This is a genomic window from Bradyrhizobium sp. USDA 4341 (assembly GCF_054063755.1).
On record NZ_JBSSGO010000002.1, the window covers coordinates 2,466,707 to 2,488,839 of the forward strand.

Sequence of the window (22,133 nt, forward strand, 5' to 3'; positions counted from 1 at the left end):
ATTCACTCCTCGATTTCAGAAATCGATAGGCTTGCGGCCCGACAATCTGCCTAGCTGTGCCGACACAGGCGCGGATCGCGCCAAGGCGTGACATGACAACGTAATCTGGCAACGTGACCTGGCAAGCGGAGTTCGACGGCCGATGAAGCACTTTTTTACCGCGGCAAAGCTGCTGGCCCTCGACCTGGCGTCGACCCTCGTCTTTCTTGTTCTGTTCCTGCTGACCCACAACACCGCGCTCTCGGTCGGTATCGGCATCGCGTTCGGCGTCACGCAGATCGGCATCCAGATGGTGCGCCGGAGGCGGATCGACACCATGGAATGGCTGAGCCTGTTCCTGGTCGTCACCGCCGGCACCGCGACATTGCTCACGAATGACCCGCGCTTCGTGCTGTTCAAGCCGAGCGTGATCTACGCAATCGTCGGCGTCGTGATGCTGAAGCGAGGCTGGCTCAACCGCTATCTGCCCAAGATCGCGCAGACCGTCGTGCCCGATGTCGCCGTGATGGTCGGCTACGCCTGGGCAGCCCTGATGTTCACCTCCGCCGCCGTGAACGCCTTCGTCGCGCTGACCTGCGAGATCACAACATGGGCTGTCGTGATGCCGATCTTCGGCATCGTGAGCAAGATCGTGGTGTTCCTCGGCGGCTTTGCCGCGCTCCGCCTCATCGCCAGGCGCCGCATCCGCGCCATGCCCGAAGCCCAGCGCGAGGCCGTGCTCGCGCTCGAGGGGGCTCCGGCGGCGGCGACACCGTAGGCGCTGACGTTACCCGGCGGCGTGTGGTTAACGAAACAAACCGGCGTGCGACGAAACCATTTTGCCATGCGCACGAAGAAGTGCCGAAACCAAGCCTCCCTCATGATGACCTCGACGACGCGCTGCAACGGCGCGCTCACCACAAGGGGGACATCATGGCTTTCACCGCTTCGACGCTTCGTCACGGCAAACTGCTGGCGGCAACCGCGTTCACGCTCGGTCTGTTGACCTCGGCGTCCTATGCCTACACCGACGAGCAGCAGCAGATGTGCACCGGCGACGCGATGCGGCTGTGCAGCTCGGAAATCCCCGATGTCGATCGCGTCACCGCCTGCATGGTCCGGCAGCGCGCGCTGCTCAGCGACGGCTGCAAGGCGGTGTTCCACTACGTGCCGCCGGCGACCGCTGCGCAGCCTGCAAGCTATGCGCCGGCAGCCAAGCCCGCGAAGCCGCTCAACATCACCCCGCACAAGCGCGGCTGACCAAAACGCCAACAACGACCAAGTGCCGCGCTTCCTTCCCGGGAGCGCGGTGCTTGATCGTTCGGGTCCGCCATGACAACAAGGCGGGACCGTTCATTCGGCATTCAGCCTGACGCGGCTCAATTGCCGATCCCCAATGCCTCCCGGGAATCGATGGTGATGCGCCGCGCCTTCCTTTACGCGCTCCTGCTTGGTGCCGGCGTCACGATCGGTTGGCATGCAACGGCCAATGCCGCGCCGGACCTGACCCAACTTGCGCAAGCGCAGCCTGCACCGGCGCCTTCGGCCGCCCCGGCGCCGAATGCGACACCGTCAGCGCCTGCCACGCCTGCCACGCCTGCCCCCGCTCCGGCTGCCGCGCCGCAGGCCACAGCGCCCGAGCCGATCGGCAACGTCGCGACATTGACCGGCACCGCCACCGTCACGCGCAACAACACCACGACGCCATTGCAGATCCGCGACGACATCTTTGCCAATGACGACGTCGCCACGTCGGCGACCTCCTCGCTCGGCATCACCTTCAACGACGGCACCACCTTCAACCTGCGGGCCAATGCCAGGATCACGATCGACAATTATGTCTACGAGGACGGCGGCCAGCAGAACAGCGCGCTGTTCAACGTCGCCAAGGGAACGGCGGCGTTCGTCGCCGCCGCCGTCGCCAAGACCGGCGACATGAAGATCTCGACGCCGACCGCAACACTCGGCATCCGCGGCACCACCGGCCTTGTCGAAGTGCCCGAAGGCGCGACCGCGACCAGCAACAATGTCGGCATCAAGCTCTATCCCGACGCCGACGGGCATGTCGGCCGCATCGAGGTCAACGACCGCGGCGGCGCCTCGCTCGGCGTGCTGACGCGCGGGGCGAGCGGGTTTGCGATTCGTCCAGGCACCGGCGGCGCGCGCTTCGCCGCGGTGCCGCTGACGATCTCGCCGCAACAAATGACGCGTGACCAGGGCTTCGTGCGCGCGGTGCATTCCGCGCAGACGTTGGGCCGCCAGGTCGTGACCGAGCAGCGTGACTTCCGCCGCGCCAATCCCGACTTCCGCAGGGCCAATCCGGCCGCGCCCTATCCGAATCGCGGCCAGCCAGTGCAGCCGAACCCGCAGCGGCAGAACGGCCTGCCGGGCCAGAACCGCAACGCGCCGCAGCAACCGGGTCAGCAAAACCGTCCGGGCCAGTTGCAGCAGCCCGGCCAGCCGAACCGTCCAGGCCAGCCGCAGCAACCGGGCACACCTGGCCGGCAGGGCTCGCAGCAGCCGGGCACGCAGCAGCCGGGCACGCAGCAGCAAGGCGGCGCACAACACGCGCTGCCCGGCCAACCCGGCGGCACGACACTGCCGCACGCGCCCGGCGTCCAGACGCCAACCGGACAACGGCCTGCGGGACAACAGCCCGCGCACCAAGAACCCGCGCGTCAAGGCGGCGCGGCACAGCCCGACGGACAACAATCGCCTGCACGTCAAGGCGGCCTGCAACCCGGACGCACGCCGGTGCCGGGCGGCGTGCGCCAGCCGGGGCAGCCGGGCGTGCCGCGACAGGGCGCGGCCCAGCCTGCGCCGCAGGCCCCTGGCCAGGCGCGGCCCGGCATTCAGCAGGCCGCGCCGAACATCCGCCCCGGCATGCAACGGCCCGCAGTGCAGGCACGCCCCGCCTTCCAGCAACGGCGTGCACCGCCGCCGCGCGCCGCGAAGCCGCCGCCCAAGGACAAGCGTCACAATTGATCGATCGCAGCAATGCCATGCTCATCTGAGCTCCTCTGACGAGCTTCTGCGATCCAACGCGCGAGCGTGGCGCCGGGCGAGAACGCCGGCACCACACTCCAATCGACGAATTGCGAACGGCAGGTCAGCCCCGCCTGGTAATCACGGCCTCCAGATATTCGCTGGGGATGACCAGCGTTCCATCCTTGGCGACGTTGAACTGGTCCATCAGGCCGAACAGGTCGGCGGCGAGCAGTTGCTGCTTGACGGCATCGATCGCCCCGAAGGCTTTCAGGACCGGGCCGTAATAGGTGCGGAAGATCTCGAGGAAATGCTCGCGCGACCTGTAACGGAAATTGAAGTGCCTGCGTTTGGCATCGACCGTGGCCTGAGGCCCGAACAGGGCACTGAGATGGGCTTCAGTGCCCCATAGCGCAGGCGACTTCACGCCCGACGCCGGCGGCACATATTTTCCGATGGTCTTGAACACCTGGCCGATGAAACCCTCCGGCGTCCAGCTCGCAAGGCCGATCTTCCCGCCAATCCGGCAGACACGGCGCAATTCGTTTGCCGCCTGCTGCTGGTCGGCGGTGAACATCACACCGAATGTCGACAGCACGACGTCGAAGCTTGCGTCGGCAAACGGCAGCTTCTCCGCGTCCGCCTCCTGGAACGTGACCGGCAGCCGCTCCGCGGCCGCACGCTCGCGGCCGCGCTCGAGCAACGCTCCGACGTAATCGGTCGAGACCACGTCGGCAAAACGCCGCGCCGCGGCCAGCGTCGCGTTGCCGTTGCCGGCGGCGACGTCGAGCACCATTTGATTGCTGCGCAGGTCGACTGCCTCGCAGAGCGTTTCGCCGACGATCTGGAGCGTGGTGCCGACGATCGCGTAGTCGCCCGAGCTCCAGGTGGCTTGCTGGCGTGCCTTGACGGCAGCGAGATCGACGGCAGGCATTTCGGTCTGAACGTTCATGTGTATCTCCTTTTGAAAACGTGTCGTGCGGCTGGCGGCGAAGCCGCTGGCTTCGCCTGAAGTCCGCGAGTTGCGCCAAAAAGGCGTCGTGCAATGACTTCAATGTGCTGCGAGCTAGCTCCGACGGTCGAGAACGACCGGGATGGTGGATGCGGCAACAATGCTCCAATCCGAACGATGTCTGCAGCCGTGCCCGCTGCGCTGAGGCCAAGCCGCCTGCTGCGCTGGCCCTGCACGATGCTCCCGAACGGCAGGCTCCTCCGCTCTCGTGAACACGGGTGAGGACAAACCCGCGATCATCAGCCCGAGCAGCGCGCTTCGAATGATCGGCCGAGAGCTGCGGTTACCGGCGGCCTTCGACCGCAGGTCGCCGGGGCTCGCGCGGCATCAAGCGACTGGCCTGCCGCTCACGCCGTGCGAGCATCCCTGCGACCGACTGATTGACGATCCGGCGGATCCGCAAGTGCAGAATGGAAAGATGCCTTCGCACCGGACTTGACACGCACTCCATAAATGAAATCGGCATAATCGTTTCCTTGATCGAAGTGTGATGGCGCTCCGGATAATGGTTGGACCGGGAAGCGCCATGCGACGCCTCGCAGGCGTCATTCGGCTGCAATGGGCGGTTGGACGGGATCACCACGCACCACCACGGTGGTCGCGACCTTGTAGAATTCCTCGCCCGGCATGCCGACGCAGCGCGCATGATCCCGGATCGAGTCACCGTCACGCGCCTCGTAGATGCAGAAAGTGCCAATGCGACCATCTGCCTCATGCACCACGTAACTGCGGATCCAGCGGACGCGGTCCGGCATCTGCTCGTCGCCGATTCTGGCGGAGGTTGCGCCGGCAAGCTCCAGCTCGGCCATGTTTGCCCAGGCGCTCGGACGGCGAATGACATAGAGTTCCATCGAAATCTCCTCGGTTGCGACGGTTGAACAGCAGGCTGCGGCAATCGCGGCCATGGTCAGCTATAGGCGCGGTCAACGCCAACTGTCCTTACCGCGGGCTGATCATTGTCTGATCTTTGCCTGAACCTTTTCCGGCGACCCCGGACCCATACACATGGCAATCTCATTTGGACTGTTCGAGCTTGATGAAGCTGGACGCGTGCTGCTGTGCGCGCGGCAGGAAGTCGCTTTGCAGCCGCGTGTGTTCGATCTGCTGGTCTACCTTGTCCACCACCGCGAGCGGGTCGTCTCCAAGAACGAGCTGCTCGAGGCCGTCTGGCCGGAAGTCACGGTCACCGACAACTCGCTGCAGCGGGCGGTGAGTTCGTTGCGCGCCGCGCTGCGCAAGGGTGGCATGGAGGGCGCGATCCGGAATCTGCCGGGCAAGGGATATCGGTTCTTCGTTGATTCCGAGATCAGGCCGCCGGAACGCATTGACCACAAGCAAGTCGATGACGCCGTCGGTGCAATCGGTCTCGCCCGACGCGCAGCAGCCGGGCAATTGTGGCTGCAGGCAGCCACCCTGTTCGCGAGCGCGGATGAAGACGGCCGGCTCAACGCTGAAGACTTGCACCAATGGGCGCTTGCCCTGCAATGCCTCGGCAGGACCGCGGCAGCGATTCCGATTCTGGTTCGCGCAGTCGCCGCGCGCAGCGAAGCCGGCGACGCTGCCGGCGCGGCGGTCGACGCCATCGCGCTCTCGGGCCTGCATTTCGAGAGCGGCCAGGCCGCGATCGGAAAGGGCTGGCTCGCGCGCGCGGAGGATTGGGCCTCGAGGCTCGACGATCCCCCGACGACTGCCCTGCTGTTATGGATGAAGTCGAAACTGGCTGCCTTCGATGGCGAGCCGGAACAGGCACTCGCGTTGGCCGACGCGGCCTACACGGCCGTCAGATACAAGGATGCGCTCAACATCGAAGCTCTGAGCCTGGCCTATCGCGGCTTCTATCGGCTATGCCTCGGCGACACGCATGGCGGACTGGCCGATCAGGACCATGCCGCCGCGGTCGCACTGTCCAGCAACAACCTGGATCCGATCATGGGCGGCAGCCTCTACTGCAACATTCTCTGGGCAGCCCGGATGTTCGGAGATTGGGCGCGGGCCGACCAGTGGACGCGGAGCTACCAGAACTTCTGTTCGAGCAGCGGTATGGAACTGACAGGTTCATGCCAGCTGCATCGCTCCGAGGTGCTCGGCATCAGGGGCTCGCTCGACGAAGCGCTGGCTCGGATTCAGGACGCGCTCGCGCGCCTGACCAGCGATGCGCCATGGTCGATGGGCGATGCCAACCGGGTGCTGGGCGATATCTTGGCTGCGATCGGCAATGACGACGCAGCGCTCGAAGCCTACGACAGGGCTTACACGATGGGTTGGTGCCCGGAGCCGGGCCGCGCGATGTTGCTGCTCGCAAGAGGCGAAGCGGAAGCCGCCCATGCGAGCCTCGAACGGAGCTTGATCGGCAAGACCTGGTGGACCCTGCAGCGGCGGGGAATCCTGCTCGCGCATCTGGCGCTGGTTGCGGCACACACGCATCGGACCGGTCAGGCCAAGGCCTTGATCTGCGAACTTTCTGGAAGTCCTGATCGCTGGCCGATGCCCTCGATCCGCGCGCTCACCAACGAAGCGCAGGCGATCCTCGCGCTTTCCCGGCAGGACCATGAAGCAGCCATGCGGCATCTCCATCTCGCCCGCCAGCTGTGGTCCAGCATCGAAGGGCGGGTTCAGATCGTGCGGCTGAGGCTGCAGATTTCCAGGCTCCAGCTGCAGCGCGGGGACGTTCGCGGCGCCATGGCGGAAGTTCACGCGGCACAGCTTCTGGCAAATGAACTGGGTTCGCCCAAGCGCGTTGCCGACTGCGTTGCCTTGCAGCGCGACATCGACGCCTGGCAGCCAACCGCACGACGTCAGATGTGCGGGTGATCAGGCCGCGCGACGCAGCCAGTCGCGCACGCGCTCGATCAGGTTCTTGCGCGGGATGGGCCGGACGGCCGTGGCAACGGGTTCGATCTGGCGCGCGGATGATGGCGATTCCTCGGATGCATCCGCGGCCGGCGCCCCCGCAATATCGGACGTCTCCGCCATGACCGGGACCTCAGCAGGCGCCGGCGTGTCAACGGCGACCGGCGTCTTGGCGTCGACGGACGCTTCAGCGACCGTCGGTATCTCGGCGACGGTGGGAGCTTCAGGGTGTGCAGGCGTATCGACGCCCGGCTCCTCTTCGACAACGCGCGAGCGCCGTCGCTCCACGGCCGCAACCCGCAACCGCGCGCGCCGCTCGCGCTCGGCGTTCGCCGCGGCCTGCAGCGCGATCGGGCCGACATTTTCCAGGAACGCACGTTCATAGCCGCGCGACAGGCGATCGAGCGCTTCATCGAGCGACAGCCAGTCGACTTCCCTGATGTCGCTCATCAACGCGCGCACCGGCTTGCCGCCGGCATCCATGCGCCAGTAATGCACCACCTTGGAACGGCCGCCTGAATCATAGACCAGCGTGCCGAGGAATTCGTGCACCTCGACGTCGTGGCCGGTTTCCTCCAGCACCTCGCGCTCGGCGGCGGCGCGCGGCGTCTCACCATCGTCGAGCTTGCCCTTGGGCAACACCCACTCATTGCGCTTGCGCAGGCGCACGACGGCGAAGCGCTGCGGTGCGTCCCGCCGCAGCACAATGCCTCCCGCCGCCAGAACAGGCGTCCGCGCCATCTCGTGTCCATCACGTTTGCGATTTAGGATCGTCGCGCGACGATCCCGCGTATCTTAAAGCATGATCCGGAAAAGTGGAAACCGGTTTTCCGGGCAGACCATGCTCAAAGAATGACGCGCAGGAAACAGCGAGATCAGTTCGTAGGCTTTTTCAACAGCGGTTCGCCGCATTTGATCCGTGCTCCCTCCGCGACATTGTCGCAGAATTCGAAATTGCCGGGCGCGAGCACGATGATGGTCGAGCCGTGCTCGAACCAGCCGAGTTCGTCGCCCTTCCTGACATGCGCGTTACAGGGGAAATCCACCGGGCCCCGCGACTGCGCGTTCAGCGTGACGTCGAGGAAATGCAGGCGGAGACTCGCCACCAGGATGGCGGCGACCGGAACCAGCGTCAGCGCCTCGCCGGTTGGAAGCTTCGCGCGCAGCACCGCGCGCTCGTTCTTGCAGAACAGCCGCTCGACCCGCTTCAGCGCGATCGGATTGACGTTCCAGACATCGCCATGAATGAACGTGACCTTGTCGATCGCAAGATCATAGGGCGCGTGGAAGCGGTGATACATGCTCGAGGTCAGCCGCAGCGTGACGAAGCGACCGTTGCTGTGCTGCTCCACCAGCGCGGGATCGCCGACCAGATCGAGCAGCGAATAGGGCGCGCCCTTGACCTGGAACAACTGCCCATCCTCGATCCGCCCATGCGCGCCGATGATCGCATCCGACGGGCTCGCGATGATGGCGGGGTCGGGCACCGCCGGGCGCAGGCCGGGCTTGAGCTCGCGGGTAAAGCAATCGTGCAAACTCTTGAACTCGGTCTTCTTCGCCTCGGACAGATCGAGGTCGGAGAACAGCTTCCAGCAGGCGATCGAGGCGTCGCGCACCAGGGGGTTCTCGACCTTGGAGAACCAGCCCATGAAACGGGTGATCGCCGCCCGCGGAATCCGGTTGGTTAGCAGGAAATTGAGGTCTTCCTGCTGGGTGAATGCCGAGATCAGGCCCTTGACTGTCATGAATTTGTTAGGTGCCGAGGCTAGCGCTTCTGTCATGGAAACATCCCTTCCGATTCTCTCGCTGTCCGCCGCCGCGCTTGCCGGCGCCGCCGCAGCTTTCCCCAAAATTCAGGCCCGCCTCGCACTGTCGCGGGCCAAGCACCGCTCGCTGACCGGACATTCCAAGATGTCCAAGATGGTGGCGCGCATGGTGCCGCACTACGAATTCGACATCGACGAGTTCTTCCGCTCCGACGGAGCCCCGAAGGACGTCGCGATGCAGCGGCAGGACGGCTTCTTCCGCCTCGCCGGCCTCTACGCGGATCGCTACCCCAAGGGCCGCGCGCTGACCGCCGAGGTGACGGAGCGGATCTCCGACCTGCAGTTCACCGAAACCTACCGCGTGCCGTTCCAGTACAGCCGCCTGGTGCGCGAGCATCTCGGCACCTCGGCCTTCGTCGAGACCTCCAGCGGCGTCACCGTCACCGACCTCGACGGCAATGTGTCCTACGACCTGACCGGCTCCTACGGCGTCAACATCTTCGGCAACGACTTCTACAAGGAGTGCATCGCCGAGGGTGAGAAGCGGGCGCATGCGCTCGGCCCCGTGCTCGGCCCCTACCACCCGATCATTGCCGACAACGTCAAGCGGCTCTGCGAGATCTCCGGCCTCGACGAGGTCTCGTTCCACATGTCCGGCACCGAGGCCGTGATGCAGGCGGTGCGGCTCGCGCGCTACCACACCAAGCGGACGCACCTGGTCCGTTTCGCCGGCGCGTATCACGGCTGGTGGGGCGAGGTGCAGCCCGGGGTCGGCAATCCGGTGTCGCCGCACGAGACCTTCACGCTCGCCGACATGTCGGAGAAGACGCTGCACGTGCTGCGCACCCGCAAGGACATCGCCTGCGTGCTGGTCAATCCGCTGCAGGCGCTGCATCCGAACGGAAACGCGCCCGGCGATTCCGCGCTGGTCGATTCGTCGCGCTCCTCCCGATACGACCGCGCCGCCTACACCGAATGGCTGAAGAAGCTGCGCGAGGTCTGCACCGAGCGCGGCATCGTGCTGATCTTCGACGAGGTGTTCGTCGGATTCCGCCTCGCCGCCGGCGGCGCCCAGGAATATTTCGGCGTCAAGGCCGACATGGCGACCTACGGCAAGAGCCTGGCCGGCGGACTTCCGGTCGGCGTGGTGTGCGGCCGCAAGGATCTGATGCGCCGCTTCCGCGACGACCGGCCGGCCGACATCTGCTTCGCGCGCGGCACCTTCAACTCGCATCCCTACGTGATGACGGCGATGGACGAGTTTTTGAGCCGTCTCGCCAGCCCGAATTTCCGCTCGATCTACAACGGGCTCGACGAGACCTGGAACGGCCGCGCCAAATCGCTCAACGACCGCCTCGAAGCACAAGGCCTGCCGGTTCGGGTCGGCAACATCTCGTCGATCTGGACGGTCTCTTACACCGAGCCGTCCCGCTACAACTGGATGCTGCAATACTATCTGCGGGCCGAGGGACTGGCGCTGAGCTGGGTCGGCACCGGCCGGCTGATCTTCAGCCTGAACTACACCGACGCCGACTTCGCCGAGGTCGCCGACCGCTTCGTCGCGGCAGCCGAGAAGATGAAGCGCGACGGCTGGTGGTGGCGCAAGGAAGGCCTCACCAACAAGAACATCAAGCGGCAGATCCTGAAAGAGATGGTCGCCGTGAGGTTCGGGCGCTAAACCCCGGTACCGCCCTCTCGCTCCCTCGCCCCGCCCTTGCGGGGAGAGTGTTGGGGTGATGGGCTGCATCCACAAAATCGGTAACAGACGGACTCGCTGTGAGCCCCCCTCACCCGGATTGCATCTGGCGATGCAATCCGACCTCTCCCCGCACGCGGGGCGAGGTGAAGAGAGTGCACAGACGAGAAGCTTCAAGACGAGACCTTGTTGTTGCGGCGTCCCAAGACGTAGATGCCCGGGACAAGCCCGGGCATGACGCATATCGGAAAGATATTGGAGCAACGATCAGGCGTGCTTGACGTGCTTCTCGAGACCCGGATCGATCAGCTCGCCCTTCATCAGGAACAGCGGCGCCTTGTGATAGAGCTTCAGGTCATGGAAGGGGTCGGTGACGATCTTGGTCATCCAGACGAGGCCGGTCTCGATGTCGCGGATGAAGAACAGATGGATGGTGCGGAACAGGAGACCGCCGATGCCGACCACGAGCCAGACCTTGGCCACCTGACGGGTGAAGTCGCCCATCGTGACCCAGGGCTTGAACAGGCCGAACAGGGTCGGATCGAAGTACAGCACCATCGGCGACAGCGCCCAGATCGCCATCAGCACGACCTTGCGCTGCAGGTTGTAGCCGACCTTGATGTCTTCCTTGTGCTCGTGGGTCGCCTGGTTGACGTGGTCATACCCCTTCGGCTCGAAGAAGAAGTGACCGGCCTGGCGTGAGGTCATCGAGACCAGCCAGCCGACCAGTGCCGACACGACCGGATCGAAGAACAGCATCACATAGGCGAACAGGAAGCTCAGCGCGCTGACAAAGTGCAGGCTCTGGTTGATCCGGCTGTGATGGTAGAAGCGATGGTCATCCCAGCGCTGGGTACGGAGCTCTTGCAGAAAATTCTTGATCATTGGTTCCCCCAACATCTTCGGGACAGGATTTACAGGGATTCGATGTATCGCGTGTGACATCATCATAATGACATATGACAATGCGGAGCGACGCCTTGACGCAACCGGAGAAGGGTCTTGCCTCATCCCGGCGAGGTTTGCGGGGATGAGGCGAAGAAAATCGTAGCCTCCTGGCTAGGGCGCGCTGTGCGCCACCTCACCCGGAGGACCGGCGGGCTGAGCCGCCTGGCCAACCGCCTCAGGCGGCTTTGGCGACGTCCGCCTTGCGGAAGCGGACCAGCGAGAAATGGCCGAGCGGCGGGATCAGGCGGCGCTCCGCGAGCTCCATGCCGCGCGCGCCGGCCAGCCACTTGGTGTAGCGCGACCAGGCGAATTCGGCGGTCCGGAACCCGAGCGGGCGCACCACCGGCTGCAGCTTCTGCTCGATGAAGCGGCGGACGCCGGCATCGGCGCTGACGCGGGTCAGGATGATCAGCTCGCCGCCCGGACGCACCACGCGGGCGAACTCGTCGAGCGCGGCTTCCGGGTTCGGCACCGCGGACAGCACGTACTGCGCCATCACCACGTCGAACGAATCGTCGGGGAATTCGAGCTTCTCGGCGTCCATCACCGCGAGGCCCTCGACATTCTTGAGGCCCTGCTCGGCCACCCGCTTCTTGGCCTTCTCGAGCATCGCCTCGGAGATGTCGGTGCCGAAGATGCGCACATTTTGGCTATAAAGCGGCAGCGAGATGCCGGTGCCGACGCCGACCTCGAGCACACGGCCGCCGATCTTGTTGGTGGCCTGGATCGCAGCCTGCCGGCCCTTGCTGAACACGCCGCCGAACACGAGGTCGTAGATCGGCGCCCAGCGGTCATAGGCCTGCTCGACCGTTTCGCGGTCGAAGTCCATGGAACGGTCGGCGCCCAGCTTGATGATTTCAGCCATAGATTAGGTCTCTCGTCTTTCGTTCGTTTGAGCTGTTAATTCGGAACCGCACTGCGGCCGGCAACGCGGCGGGCGGGCCGCGGCGCGCGGCTCGGCTGCAACGTGGCCAGATTGCCGATGAACTGACGCGCACTGTTTTCCCAGGAACGCTCCAACGCAAAATTGCGGCAGTGGGCGCGCGACATGTTCAGCGCGCGCAGGCAGGCGCTGCGCAGATCGTTGTCGATCGCGCCGATCGGATGATCCGCGATGACGTCCTTCGGGCCGGTGACCGGGAACGCCGCAACCGGCGTGCCGCAGGCCAGCGCCTCGAGCTGCACGACGCCGAAGGTGTCGGTCAGGCTCGGGAACACGAAGACGTCGGCGGCGGCGAGGTGCGAGGTCAAGTCCTGGCCCTTCTTCTCGCCGAGGAAAATCGCGTCGGGATATTTCTGTTCCAGCGCCGCCCGTTGCGGACCGTCGCCGACCACGACCTTGGAGCCCGGCAGATCCAGCGACAGGAAGGCGTCGAGATTCTTCTCCACCGCGACGCGGCCCATGGTCATGAAGATCGGCCGCGGCAGGTCGAGCAGCGCCGGCTGGTCGGGATTGAAGATTTTGGTGTCAACGCCGCGGGTCCAGAAGCCGAGCTTGCGGAAGCCACGCTCGGCAAGCTCTGATCGCAGCGAGTCGGTCGCGACCATCGTCATCGATCCGGCCGCGTGGAAGTGGCGCAGCACGGCATAGCCGACGCTGTCGGGAATTCCGGTGCGCACCGAAACATATTCCGGGAAGCGCGTTGTATAGGATGTGGTGAACGCGAGCTTGTTGCGCTGGCAATAGCCGCGCACCGCCCAGCCGATCGGTCCTTCGGTCGCGATGTGGATCGCCTCGGGCGCGGCCTCCTCGATCCGGCGCGCGATCTCGCGGCGATTCGGCAGCGCCATGCGCAGGCCCGGATAGGTCGGCACGCCGACGGAACGGAAACCGTCGGGGGTGAGGAATTCGATCTCGGCGCCGAGGGTCGCTGCGCTGCGCGCAAGCGACGTCAGCGTCCGAACCACGCCGTTGACTTGCGGATGCCAAGCATCGGTCGCAACGAGTATGCGCATCGCAGGAGACCCAAATCGTTAATCTTGATTCTGCTCGCACGACGTTCTGACATGGATGTTTCAAACGTATGACGTCATCGAAATGTTAGGTTGTTTTTCACGGCGAACTGCCGGTTTTTCGTGTAACATGACAGCCAGATGTCAGAGCAGCAGAGTGAACATCCCGGCACCACGCGCCGCAGGCTCAAACGGCGAAACTCGTCGCTCCTGATCCTGGCGGCCGGCATCTTCGTGTTCGCCGTCGCCGCAGGCCTGCTGTTCTACGGGCTGCGTCCGGTGACGCTGAAGATCGCGGTCGGCCCGACCGGCAGTGACGACGTCAAGCTCATCCAGGCGTTCGCGCAGGCCTTCGCGCGTGACGGCAATTCGGTGCGGCTGAAGCCGGTCACGACACAGGGGGCCGCCGAAAGCATCGCGCTGTTCACCGCGAACAAGGTCGACCTCGCGGTCGTGCGCGGCGATCTCAGTCTGCCGGCGAGCGCCGAGGCGGTTGCGGTCCTGCGCAAGAATGTCGTTGTGCTGTGGGCACCGTCGGGCGGGAAAGGCAAGCCGCGGTCTGCGAAGATCAAGAGCATCGACGATCTCCCCGGCCACAAGGTCGGTGTCGTCGGCAGCACCCCGGCCAACGTCACGCTGCTGCGCGTGATCCTCACCGAGTCCGGCGTCAACCCCGACAAGGTTGCGATCAGCCAGTTCGCCGTCAACAAGGTCGCCGATCTCGCGCGCGATCCCTCGCTCGACGCCTACATGTCCGTCGGGCCGCTCGACAGCAAGATCACGGCGGAAGCGATCGCGGCGACGGCGGCGGCGCGCGGCGAACCGAAATTCCTCCCCGTCGATGTCTCGGAAGCGATCGCGCAGAAGCATCCGCTCTATGAGTCCGAGGAGATCGCCGGCAGCATCTTCTCCTCTTCGCCGGCCCGGCCCGAGGACAAGATCGAGACCGTCGGCGTCAATCACCTCATCATCGCGCAACATGCGCTGCACGAGGCAACCGTCGGCGCACTCGATCGGCAGTTGTTCACGCAGCGGCTTCAGGTCGCGCGCGACGTGCCGGCGGCGGCCAAGATCGAGAAGCCGGACACCGACAAGGATGCCGCGCTGCCGGCGCATCAGGGCGCGGCCGCCTATATCGACGGTACCGAACGCACCTTCCTCGAAAAATACTCCGACTACATCTGGGGCGGCATCCTGCTGGTCTCCGGCCTCGGCACGGCGGGCGCCTGGTTGCGCCACTACGTGAAGCGCGACGAGCGCGAGCGTTACATCACCCATCGCGACGGTCTGCTGACGCTGATCTCGCGGGTGCGCGGCGCCGAGACGCCGGAGGAACTCGCGGCAATGCAGAGCGATGCCGACGCGCTGCTGCGGGAGGCGCTCGATTGCTACGACGACGGCGCGATCGAGGACGGCGATCTCTCGGCGATCGGACTGACGCTCGAGCAATTCCATCACGCCGTCTCCGACCGCCGCGCCGTGATCAACGGCGACCGGCCGGGCCTACCGCGGATACGCGCAAGCTAGCCTGCTCGGGCACACCAATTGCACCGAGAGCAATGTTTGGATTGCGCCTGCATGCGTACGCCCCCATGCTGCGCCACACCATGATCGCATCCCTCATCGCCGACCTGCCCGCGCCATTCGTGTTCGCGGTCGCGCTGGCCGGCGTGTTCCTGATCTCCTTCATGAAGGGCGCGTTCGGCGGCGGCTTTGCCATTGTCGGCATCCCGCTGCTCTCGCTGGCGATGGACCCGATTGCGGCCGGCGCGCTGCTTGCGCCATTGTTCATCGTCATGGACCTTACGGCGCTGCGTTTCTGGCGCCCGAGCACCTGGTCGCGCGTCGACCTCGCGATGCTGCTGCCGGCGCTCGTGGTCGGGATCGTTCTCGGCTACTTCGCGCTGCGCGATCTCGACCGGCATGCCGTCGAGATCGTGATGGGCCTGGTGACGCTGGCGTTCGCCGCGTTGTGGTTCATCGGCGGCGGCGAGATCAAGCCGCGGCCGCGCTCGACGATCAAGGCGACGCTCGCCGGGCTCTCTTCCGGCGTCACAACGATGGTTGCCCATTCGGGCGGACCACCGCTTGCGATGTACCTGCTGCCGCTCGGCATGTCGAAGGCGCTCTACGCCGGCACCACCAGCCTGTTCTTCACGGTCGGCAACCTCCTGAAGGCCGGTCCGTGGCTCGTGCTCGCCACGCCGTCGCGAAGCCTGTGGATGCTGATGGCGCTTTGCGTGCCGGCCGTGCCGGTCGGCGTCTGGGCCGGTTGGCGGCTGCACGAACGCCTCGACCAGCGGGCGCTGTACCGCGCCTGCTACGCCATTCTCGTCATCACCGCGGCCAAGCTGCTGTGGGACGGACTGGCCGGATACATCCGGCTCTGAGCGCAGGCGACGTTGTTGCTGCTCGTCAGGAAGATCGCCTGCTGCCGCTGACGCTGATGGCAAGCGGCCCGATCCCCTCGAGCATCTCGACCATATCCTCCGGCTCGAGCCGCTTGCGCGCCACGAACGAGAAATGGCGGCGCAGCTTCAGGACCGGCTTCTCGATCCAGTGCCAGGAGAACGCCGCGAACGCCGTGATCAGCACCAGCGCGACGGCGAACTGGACAATCAGCGACGCGTTCGGCAGCCACACCTTCACCACCTGCTGCATCGGAAAGCCGTACAGATAGATCCCGTAGGAATAGTCGCCCCTTGAAAACAGCGGCAGCCGCGGCAGCTTCGAGACACCGAGGAACACGGTGATGTAGACCAGCGCCGGAGCAATGACGGCATTGAGGACAGGCTGGGTGATCCAAGCGGCCGGTCCGAGCAACGCGGCCCCGAGGCAGAGCGCGCAACAGACGGCGAGAATGCGCCCGTCATAGGGAATGCGGTCGCGGTAAAGGTAGATCGCGATCCCGAGCAGGCAGGCAACCGGCAGTTTCGCGCCGCGCCCGAGGAACAGCGCCGTGCTGAAGACCTTGTCATGCAGCGAGCCGGCGACGCCCGGAGGCAGTTGCGACGGCGTTGCGGCATGCCCCGTGATCTGCACCGCAAAGCCGATGCCGACCAGGACGACGACGCCGAGCACGATCAGCGCCGGCCTGCGCAGCAGCCCCAAGGTCATGATGACCGCCATCACCGCGTAGCAGCCATATTCGAACGGCACGGTCCACAGCGAACTGTTGACCTCCGGCGCGGGATTGCTGCTGAACACGCCCGGCAGCGTGTAGTTCACGAGGCCGACGACATTCGTGAAATATTTGTAGGTGCCGGCGCTGGTGAAATAGTCCCAGAGCGGCAGCGTGGTGAAGATCGGTCCGAGGATCAACGCCGACAGCACGATCTCGACCGCGAGCGCCGGAATGATCCGCATTCCGCGATTGATCAGGAATTCCTTCAGGCTGAGCCGCAGCCCGCTTGCGGCGATCAGGAATCCGCTCAATGCGAAAAACATCACGAGGATGGCAAATTGCGGAAACCAGAAGATCCCCGTCAAATCGGAGTCGCCGCGCCCGGTGGCAACATAGGACGTATGTCCTGCGACGACGGAAATGGCGAGCGCAACACGGAGAAAATCGAACCCGGGACCAAAGCCCTTCTGCTGATCCAGCATGCTCCCGATCGAAGGCGCTGGCATGACTTCCACTCCATTCCAAACCACGCCTTCGGACAGCAAGCCTCGTGCCAGGATAGATGTCCTGATGCGGTACAACCTACCCGGCAACCCGCCCTTAACCGTGCGACGAAACACCGACGAAACAAATCCCTAACGGCACGAAACCATTTTGGCGATTTCGTGCAAACGTCCTGAAACGCCTCACCTGTACTGGTTTGACCCAACGACGCGCCGGAACTGGCGCGCAGGGCGCAAACAACAGGGGTCGACAATGTTCAATTCCATCAAGCTGAACGCACGTCTCGCTGCCGCCGCCTTCGGTGCGCTGGCGATCGGCACCGTCGCTTTCTCGGGCTTCGCCGCGGCCGCTCCGCTGCCGCTGTTTCCCTTCATCCTGACGCCGCCGACCGAGGCGGTGCAGCCGCCGGTGCAGTCGATGCCGCAGGCGCAGGACGAAGACCGTTCCGTCGAATTGCCTGCCCGCCTTCGCCGCCAGGTCGTCGCCTATCCGACCCGCGAGGCACCCGGCACCATCATCATCGATACCCCGCACACCTATCTCTATCTCGTGCTCGGAGGCGGCAAGGCCATGCGCTACGGCATCGGCGTCGGCCGCGACGGCTTCACCTGGTCGGGCACCCAGACCATCACCAAGAAGGCGGAGTGGCCGGATTGGACCCCGCCGCCGGAAATGATCGCCCGCCAGCCCTATCTGCCGCGCCAGATGGCCGGCGGCCCCGGCAACCCGCTCGGCGCCCGCGCCATGTATCTCGGCGGCACCGTGTACCGCATCCACGGCACCAACGCGCCGGAGACGATCGGCACCCACGTCTCCTCCGGCTGCCTGCGCCTCACCAATGAGGACGTCACCGACCTCTATTCGCGGGTCAACGTCGGCACCAAGGTGATCGTGCTGCCGATGACCGACCGCCGCGCCGACCTCGGCTCGGCCGTCCGCTAGGCCCGACACATTCAAACATTGACGACGGCTCCGGCACGATGCCGGGGCCGTCGTAGCGTTCATCATCGTTAACGTCTAGATCGTTAACTTACAGGTGATCTCGGGCGACCGGCCCGCCCCCGAAGCAGCTTGATCCCGCCACACTGGCGCCCTCGTCGGCGGGCCTGTACAACCCCGTCAAGTTGATTTCATCCGGGGGAATGATGCGTCTACCGATGCATCCAAGAACGATCGCGCTCGGGCTCACGGTGGTGCTGGTCTCGTTCGCGATCAGCCTCAAGGCCATGGACTGGCTCGCGCCGAGCGTCACGGTGCAGACGCCGCCGCTCGTGCAGCTGCCGCCGCTGCCGCAGGCGCCGCGCTCCTCGACGGTCGTGGCGCAGGTCTCGGTCGCGCTGTCGGCGATCCGCGATGCCGCCGAACGCGGTGCGCCGAAGACCTTCGGCGGCAAGGCCGACAATCCGGTCCAGCAAATCCTGCAAAATGCCGACATCGGCTGGACCGCCTCGCGCGGGCCGATCGCAGCCACCGGCGCGCAGGACGTGCTGACGCTGACGACCCCGATCAACGGCACGCTCAAGGTCACCGGCTCACTGTCCGCGAAGGCGACCGGCGCGGTCAGCGACGCGCTCGGCAGTCTGCTCGGCGGCAATGTCGCCAAGCAGATCGGCGCCGTGAACATCAAGAACATCAACGCCAATGCCGACATCAAGGGCAGCGTCACGCTGACCGCGCGGCCGAAGCTCGGCGCGTCCTGGCGGATCGAGCCGAACCTGCAGGCGCAGGTCAATCTTGGCGACACCAGCCTGTCGGCCGCCGGCGTCCGCATCAGCGTGCCGGCCCAGGTCAAGCCGGTCATCGACAAGGCGGTCGCCGACCAGATTTCCGTGGTCGAGGCGCGGTTGCAGAACAACCCCGTGTTCCAGAACGCCGCCCGCACGCAATGGGTCAAGGCCTGCCGCTCGATCCCGCTGCAGGGCACCGGCGGCACCGCGTCGATGCCGCCGATGTGGCTCGAGCTGCGGCCGACCCGCGCGATCGCGGCGCAGCCGAAGGTCGATGCGTCCTCGCTGATCCTGACCATGGGGATCGAGGCCGAGACGCGGATCACGGAGACGCAGACCACGCCGAACTGCCCGTTCCCCGACAAGCTCTCGATCGTGCCGCCGATGCCGAGCCAGGTCTCGGTCGGCCTGCCGGTCGACATGTCCTTCACCACGCTGACGCAGCTCGTCGAGGCGCAGTTGAAGGGCAAGACGTTCCCCGAGGACGGCTCCGGCCCGGTCGACGTGACCGTCAAGAGTGCGAGCATCGCCGCCTCCGGCGACCGGCTCTTGATCTCGCTGCTGGTGCACGCCAAGGAGAAGAAGAGCTTCTTCGGCTTCGGCGCCGAGGCGACCGTGCACATCTGGGGCCGGCCACGGCTCGACCAGGCGGCGCAGACGTTGCGGCTCGCCGACGTCGAGCTGGCGGTCGAGTCCGAAGCCGCGTTCGGCCTGCTCGGCGCCGCCGCGCGCGCGGCGATCCCGCATTTGCAGCAGGCGCTCGCCGACCGGCTGGTCGTCGACCTGAAGCCATTCGCGACCAACGCGCAGCGGAAGATCACCGCCGCCATCGCCGACCTGCAGAAGAACGAGGAAGGCATCCGCGTCGACGCCGACGTCAACAGCATCCGCCTCGCCGGCATCGCGTTCGATTCGAAGACGCTCCGGGTGATCGTGGAGACCGACGGCACCATCAAGGCCGCCGTCACCGCGCTACCGGCGCTGTAAGACGCCGCTCGAGCGGATTGCTCTTTTACCTCGCCCCGCTTGCGGGGAGCAGTCGGATTGCGAAGCAATCCGGGTGAGGGGTACAGGCCTCACTACAATCGCCACTCGTGGAGAAGGCCCCTCACCCCAACCCTCTCCCCGCGAAGAGCGGGGAGAGGGAGAAGATTCGGTCCGCCGCATGCCCAAAAAGTCGCCTTTGCGACGGGTTGCCGCACCGGATAGAAGGTGCCTCGTGGAAGCAACCCCCAAGGAAAAGATCAGGGAGAGAAACACGATGAAATCGCTCTTGGCCGCAGCAGCGGCCGGCCTCGCGCTCGCGGTCTCCGGCGCCGCGGCGAACGCCCAGATCTCCGACGACGTCGTCAAGCTCGGCGTGCTCACCGACATGTCGAGCCTCTATGCGGACGCCACCGGCAAGGGCTCGGTCGCCGCGGTCGAGATGGCGGTCGCAGATTACGGCGGCAAGGTGAAGGGCAAGCCGGTCCAGGTCGTCGTGGCCGATCACCAGAACAAGCCCGACGTCGGCGTCAGCATCGCGCGCAACTGGTACGACAACGAGAAGGTCGATGCGGTCCTCGACGTGCCGACCTCGTCGGTCGCGCTGCCGATCTCGGCGCTGACGCGCGAGAAGAACAAGATCCACATCAACTCCGGCGGCGGCTCCTCCGATATCACCGGCACCGCCTGCTCGCCCAACACCGTGCACTGGACCTACGACACCTACGCGCTGTCGAACGTCGCCGGCAAGGCGATGGTCAAGCGCGGCGAGGACACCTGGTTCTTCGTCACCGCCGACTACGCCTTCGGCATGGCGCTGGAGCGCGACGCCGCCAACGTCGTCAAGGAGACCGGCGGCAAGGTGCTCGGCGACGTGCGCCATCCGCTCAACTCGTCGGACTTCTCGTCCTTCCTGCTGCAGGCGCAGGCCTCCAAGGCCAAGGTCGTGGCGCTGGCGAATGCCGGCGGCGACACCACCACCGCGCTGAAGCAGGCCGCCGAGTTCGGCCTCGCCCAGGGCGGCCAGAAGCTGATCGCGCTGCTGATGGAAATCACCGACACCCACGCGCTGGGGCTGAAGGCGACACAGGGCCTGATCGTCACCGACGCCTTCTACTGGGACATGAACGACGAAACCCGTGCCTTCTCGAAGCGCTTCAACGAGAAGGTCGGCCACATGCCGACCATGATCCAGGCCGGGCTCTACTCGGCGACGATGCATTACCTGAAGGCGATCGAAGCCATCGGCACCGACGAGGCGCCGAAGGTGATGGAGCAGATGCGCAAGACGCCGGTCAACGACTTCTTCGCCAAGAACGGCCATATCCGGATCGACGGCCGGATGGTGCACGACATGTATCTGTTCGAAACCAAGAAGCCCGAGGAATCCAAGGGCGAGTGGGATCTCTACAAGCTGATCGCCACCGTGCCCGGCGACGAAGCGTTCCGCCCGCTCGACAAGGGCGGCTGCCCGCTGGTGAAGTCAAACTGACGAGCACGCTGCCGCGGGCCGGGTCGCCCGGATGTGCGCCTGATGACAGCCAACAAGAAATGCGCCCGGCCGGCACCGGGCGCATTTTTCTTTCCGCGGCAGGTCCCGGTAATCGCCCGCGTCAGCCGGCGCTATTCGCCATTCGCGCGCGGGATCATCCAGGTCGAATACGTCTGCCAGACGCCGTCGCCCAGATTGCGTTGATAGGCGATGAAATCGGCATGGTCGCCGTGCACGAGCTCATAACGATAGTACCTTGAGAGGTCGTCGATCTGCTTGGTCATGGAACGTCTCCGTCATAAGGAAGCCACTCAATTTCGACGTAGTCGAGCCGCGCCGGCGATCAATGGGATGATTATTATCATTCAATCACAGACGCGAGAGTTGGTCTGATCCGGTTTGAGGATGTGGGTCGATCGACGCACATCCTCTCTGCTGGGCATCAGCGCCGGGCACGATGCGAACTGCGGCTCGGCACATTAACGACGCCGATGCCGCTCTCCTGCGCCTGCAGCGCTTGCAGCACCGCGGGCGGCAGCAACACCAACTTGGCCGCCGGCGTCGGCGCGCCGTTATTGAGCACGTCCCGATACGGATACAGCGCCTGGTAGGCTGCCGGCTCGGAGATCGCGGCCTGGGCCGAGGCGGCCGTCGCCGTGATGGCCGACAGCGCCACAGCCAGCGCGATGGTTCTGAACGTCGTGGTTCTGAATGTCCTGGCGACGTGGGAAATCCTGGTAGTCATGGTAACGCTCCCGCGATTTATATCGCATACGATTAATTCGCTCGCGCCTGATAAAGGCATCGCACGACTGGTCTTCAAGTATCCCGATTTAATCGGATACGATTTATTCGGGCGCGGGGCTTCAAATATCCGTGTGACCGGCGATGCCATGCGCGGCCCGCAATGGCGGCCTGCTCGGGCCACGCGGCAGCGGCGCGAAAGTCAGCGGGCACGCTGGCGATCGCAGGCGCGAACCTGGGCGGAACCCAGCTTCAACGTCACGGCAACATGGCTGGTCACGTGCACCGAGCATGCGGGCTACCCGTGCTTCAAAGCGTCCGGCCGATGCACGGCCCAAATCCCGCGCCGCTGGAATTGTGCATGCAACC

The 22,133-nt window shown here is 65.3% G+C and carries 20 protein-coding genes; 10 read left to right on the forward strand and 10 right to left on the reverse strand.

Features of this window, described 5'->3' with window-relative positions; all coding sequences use genetic code 11:
- The first annotated feature begins 142 nt into the window (after nt 1-142).
- The 3 genes from ACVIGB_RS17745 (at nt 143) to ACVIGB_RS17755 (ending at nt 2,964) form a co-directional block, all read left to right on the forward strand.
- Entirely contained in the window at nt 143-757 is a 615-nt protein-coding gene (locus ACVIGB_RS17745; RefSeq protein WP_456721657.1) for an inner membrane-spanning protein YciB, read from the forward strand.
- A gap of 155 nt (nt 758-912) precedes the next feature.
- Complete coding sequence (locus ACVIGB_RS17750) at nt 913-1,239, forward strand: hypothetical protein (RefSeq protein ID WP_244549566.1); 327 nt, start codon at nt 913-915, stop codon at nt 1,237-1,239.
- A 72-nt stretch (nt 1,240-1,311) separates the two neighbouring features.
- Nucleotides 1,312-2,964 carry a FecR domain-containing protein gene (locus ACVIGB_RS17755; protein WP_456721656.1) on the forward strand — a complete coding sequence of 551 codons (1,653 nt, stop codon included), beginning with the start codon at nt 1,312-1,314 and terminating at the stop codon, nt 2,962-2,964.
- Between the two features lie 124 nt (nt 2,965-3,088).
- Here ACVIGB_RS17755 and ACVIGB_RS17760 read toward each other — a convergent pair whose 3' ends face one another.
- Both ACVIGB_RS17760 and ACVIGB_RS17765 read right to left on the reverse strand, forming a co-directional pair.
- Nucleotides 3,089-3,916: a class I SAM-dependent methyltransferase gene (locus tag ACVIGB_RS17760; RefSeq protein ID WP_456721655.1), complete on the reverse strand. Its 828-nt coding sequence runs from the start codon at nt 3,914-3,916 to the stop codon at nt 3,089-3,091.
- Nucleotides 3,917-4,521: 605 nt separating this feature from the next.
- The gene (locus tag ACVIGB_RS17765; protein WP_456721654.1) at nt 4,522-4,881 is read right to left on the reverse strand and encodes a nickel-binding protein; all 360 of its coding nucleotides are present in this window, start codon (nt 4,879-4,881) and stop codon (nt 4,522-4,524) included.
- A 100-nt stretch (nt 4,882-4,981) separates the two neighbouring features.
- Between ACVIGB_RS17765 and ACVIGB_RS17770 the strand changes: the two genes are divergently transcribed.
- Nucleotides 4,982-6,787, forward strand: a complete 1,806-nt coding sequence (locus ACVIGB_RS17770; RefSeq protein ID WP_456721653.1) for a winged helix-turn-helix domain-containing protein — start codon at nt 4,982-4,984, stop codon at nt 6,785-6,787.
- Here ACVIGB_RS17770 and ACVIGB_RS17775 read toward each other — a convergent pair whose 3' ends face one another.
- Both ACVIGB_RS17775 and asd read right to left on the reverse strand, forming a co-directional pair.
- On the reverse strand, nt 6,788-7,567 hold the full coding sequence (locus ACVIGB_RS17775; protein ID WP_456721652.1) for an NUDIX domain-containing protein: 780 nt from the start codon (nt 7,565-7,567) through the stop codon (nt 6,788-6,790).
- 134 nt (nt 7,568-7,701) lie between these two features.
- Nucleotides 7,702-8,571: an archaetidylserine decarboxylase gene (gene asd, locus ACVIGB_RS17780; RefSeq protein WP_456725147.1), complete on the reverse strand. Its 870-nt coding sequence runs from the start codon at nt 8,569-8,571 to the stop codon at nt 7,702-7,704.
- 34 nt (nt 8,572-8,605) lie between these two features.
- On the opposite strand from asd, the gene ACVIGB_RS17785 reads away from it, so the two are divergent.
- Nucleotides 8,606-10,270, forward strand: a complete 1,665-nt coding sequence (locus ACVIGB_RS17785) for an aminotransferase class III-fold pyridoxal phosphate-dependent enzyme (protein WP_456721651.1) — start codon at nt 8,606-8,608, stop codon at nt 10,268-10,270.
- Nucleotides 10,271-10,555: 285 nt separating this feature from the next.
- Here ACVIGB_RS17785 and ACVIGB_RS17790 read toward each other — a convergent pair whose 3' ends face one another.
- The 3 genes from ACVIGB_RS17790 to ACVIGB_RS17800 form a co-directional block, all read right to left on the reverse strand.
- Complete coding sequence (locus ACVIGB_RS17790; RefSeq protein WP_092115970.1) at nt 10,556-11,173, reverse strand: hypothetical protein; 618 nt, start codon at nt 11,171-11,173, stop codon at nt 10,556-10,558.
- A gap of 238 nt (nt 11,174-11,411) precedes the next feature.
- The gene (locus ACVIGB_RS17795) at nt 11,412-12,101 is read right to left on the reverse strand and encodes a class I SAM-dependent methyltransferase (RefSeq protein ID WP_092115972.1); all 690 of its coding nucleotides are present in this window, start codon (nt 12,099-12,101) and stop codon (nt 11,412-11,414) included.
- A gap of 35 nt (nt 12,102-12,136) precedes the next feature.
- Entirely contained in the window at nt 12,137-13,192 is a 1,056-nt protein-coding gene (locus tag ACVIGB_RS17800) for a glycosyltransferase family 4 protein (protein WP_456721650.1), read from the reverse strand.
- 138 nt (nt 13,193-13,330) lie between these two features.
- Here ACVIGB_RS17800 and ACVIGB_RS17805 point away from each other — a divergent pair, with 138 nt between their 5' ends.
- A complete protein-coding gene (locus ACVIGB_RS17805; protein WP_456721649.1) occupies nt 13,331-14,716 on the forward strand; it encodes a TAXI family TRAP transporter solute-binding subunit in 1,386 nt (461 codons plus the stop codon).
- Between the two features lie 80 nt (nt 14,717-14,796).
- On the forward strand, nt 14,797-15,579 hold the full coding sequence (locus ACVIGB_RS17810; RefSeq protein ID WP_456721648.1) for a sulfite exporter TauE/SafE family protein: 783 nt from the start codon (nt 14,797-14,799) through the stop codon (nt 15,577-15,579).
- A gap of 25 nt (nt 15,580-15,604) precedes the next feature.
- On the opposite strand, the gene ACVIGB_RS17815 is transcribed toward ACVIGB_RS17810, so the two are convergent.
- Complete coding sequence (locus tag ACVIGB_RS17815) at nt 15,605-16,819, reverse strand: acyltransferase family protein (RefSeq protein ID WP_456721647.1); 1,215 nt, start codon at nt 16,817-16,819, stop codon at nt 15,605-15,607.
- A 250-nt stretch (nt 16,820-17,069) separates the two neighbouring features.
- Between ACVIGB_RS17815 and ACVIGB_RS17820 the strand changes: the two genes are divergently transcribed.
- The 3 genes from ACVIGB_RS17820 to ACVIGB_RS17830 all read left to right on the forward strand — a co-directional run bounded on the left by ACVIGB_RS17820 (nt 17,070) and on the right by ACVIGB_RS17830 (nt 21,020).
- Nucleotides 17,070-17,759: a L,D-transpeptidase gene (locus ACVIGB_RS17820; RefSeq protein ID WP_456721646.1), complete on the forward strand. Its 690-nt coding sequence runs from the start codon at nt 17,070-17,072 to the stop codon at nt 17,757-17,759.
- Between the two features lie 203 nt (nt 17,760-17,962).
- Nucleotides 17,963-19,531 (forward strand): DUF4403 family protein, encoded by a 1,569-nt coding sequence (locus ACVIGB_RS17825; protein ID WP_171947697.1) that lies wholly within the window; start codon nt 17,963-17,965, stop codon nt 19,529-19,531.
- A gap of 274 nt (nt 19,532-19,805) precedes the next feature.
- Complete coding sequence (locus tag ACVIGB_RS17830) at nt 19,806-21,020, forward strand: ABC transporter substrate-binding protein (protein ID WP_456721645.1); 1,215 nt, start codon at nt 19,806-19,808, stop codon at nt 21,018-21,020.
- Between the two features lie 131 nt (nt 21,021-21,151).
- On the opposite strand, the gene ACVIGB_RS17835 is transcribed toward ACVIGB_RS17830, so the two are convergent.
- Nucleotides 21,152-21,304 (reverse strand): hypothetical protein, encoded by a 153-nt coding sequence (locus tag ACVIGB_RS17835; protein WP_173638050.1) that lies wholly within the window; start codon nt 21,302-21,304, stop codon nt 21,152-21,154.
- A gap of 158 nt (nt 21,305-21,462) precedes the next feature.
- Nucleotides 21,463-21,765, reverse strand: a complete 303-nt coding sequence (locus ACVIGB_RS17840) for a hypothetical protein (protein ID WP_456721644.1) — start codon at nt 21,763-21,765, stop codon at nt 21,463-21,465.
- Nucleotides 21,766-22,133: the final 368 nt, after the last annotated feature.

What these genes read in the sequence shown, in the direction of transcription:
- ACVIGB_RS17800 (WP_456721650.1), bottom strand. Translation starts at nt 13,192, where the DNA reads ATGCGCATACTCGTTGCGACCGATGCTTGGCATCCGCAAGTCAACGGC.
- ACVIGB_RS17775 (WP_456721652.1), bottom strand. Translation starts at nt 7,567, where the DNA reads ATGGCGCGGACGCCTGTTCTGGCGGCGGGAGGCATTGTGCTGCGGCGG.
- ACVIGB_RS17760 (WP_456721655.1), bottom strand. Translation starts at nt 3,916, where the DNA reads ATGAACGTTCAGACCGAAATGCCTGCCGTCGATCTCGCTGCCGTCAAG.
- ACVIGB_RS17835 (WP_173638050.1), bottom strand. Translation starts at nt 21,304, where the DNA reads ATGACCAAGCAGATCGACGACCTCTCAAGGTACTATCGTTATGAGCTC.
- ACVIGB_RS17770 (WP_456721653.1), top strand. Translation starts at nt 4,982, where the DNA reads ATGGCAATCTCATTTGGACTGTTCGAGCTTGATGAAGCTGGACGCGTG.
- ACVIGB_RS17815 (WP_456721647.1), bottom strand. Translation starts at nt 16,819, where the DNA reads ATGCCAGCGCCTTCGATCGGGAGCATGCTGGATCAGCAGAAGGGCTTT.
- ACVIGB_RS17755 (WP_456721656.1), top strand. Translation starts at nt 1,312, where the DNA reads ATGACAACAAGGCGGGACCGTTCATTCGGCATTCAGCCTGACGCGGCT.
- ACVIGB_RS17750 (WP_244549566.1), top strand. Translation starts at nt 913, where the DNA reads ATGGCTTTCACCGCTTCGACGCTTCGTCACGGCAAACTGCTGGCGGCA.
- ACVIGB_RS17785 (WP_456721651.1), top strand. Translation starts at nt 8,606, where the DNA reads ATGGAAACATCCCTTCCGATTCTCTCGCTGTCCGCCGCCGCGCTTGCC.
- ACVIGB_RS17745 (WP_456721657.1), top strand. Translation starts at nt 143, where the DNA reads ATGAAGCACTTTTTTACCGCGGCAAAGCTGCTGGCCCTCGACCTGGCG.
- ACVIGB_RS17805 (WP_456721649.1), top strand. Translation starts at nt 13,331, where the DNA reads ATGTCAGAGCAGCAGAGTGAACATCCCGGCACCACGCGCCGCAGGCTC.
- asd (WP_456725147.1), bottom strand. Translation starts at nt 8,571, where the DNA reads ATGACAGTCAAGGGCCTGATCTCGGCATTCACCCAGCAGGAAGACCTC.
- ACVIGB_RS17765 (WP_456721654.1), bottom strand. Translation starts at nt 4,881, where the DNA reads ATGGCCGCGATTGCCGCAGCCTGCTGTTCAACCGTCGCAACCGAGGAG.
- ACVIGB_RS17820 (WP_456721646.1), top strand. Translation starts at nt 17,070, where the DNA reads ATGTTCAATTCCATCAAGCTGAACGCACGTCTCGCTGCCGCCGCCTTC.
- ACVIGB_RS17830 (WP_456721645.1), top strand. Translation starts at nt 19,806, where the DNA reads ATGAAATCGCTCTTGGCCGCAGCAGCGGCCGGCCTCGCGCTCGCGGTC.
- ACVIGB_RS17790 (WP_092115970.1), bottom strand. Translation starts at nt 11,173, where the DNA reads ATGATCAAGAATTTTCTGCAAGAGCTCCGTACCCAGCGCTGGGATGAC.
- ACVIGB_RS17795 (WP_092115972.1), bottom strand. Translation starts at nt 12,101, where the DNA reads ATGGCTGAAATCATCAAGCTGGGCGCCGACCGTTCCATGGACTTCGAC.
- ACVIGB_RS17825 (WP_171947697.1), top strand. Translation starts at nt 17,963, where the DNA reads ATGCGTCTACCGATGCATCCAAGAACGATCGCGCTCGGGCTCACGGTG.
- ACVIGB_RS17810 (WP_456721648.1), top strand. Translation starts at nt 14,797, where the DNA reads ATGATCGCATCCCTCATCGCCGACCTGCCCGCGCCATTCGTGTTCGCG.
- ACVIGB_RS17840 (WP_456721644.1), bottom strand. Translation starts at nt 21,765, where the DNA reads ATGACTACCAGGATTTCCCACGTCGCCAGGACATTCAGAACCACGACG.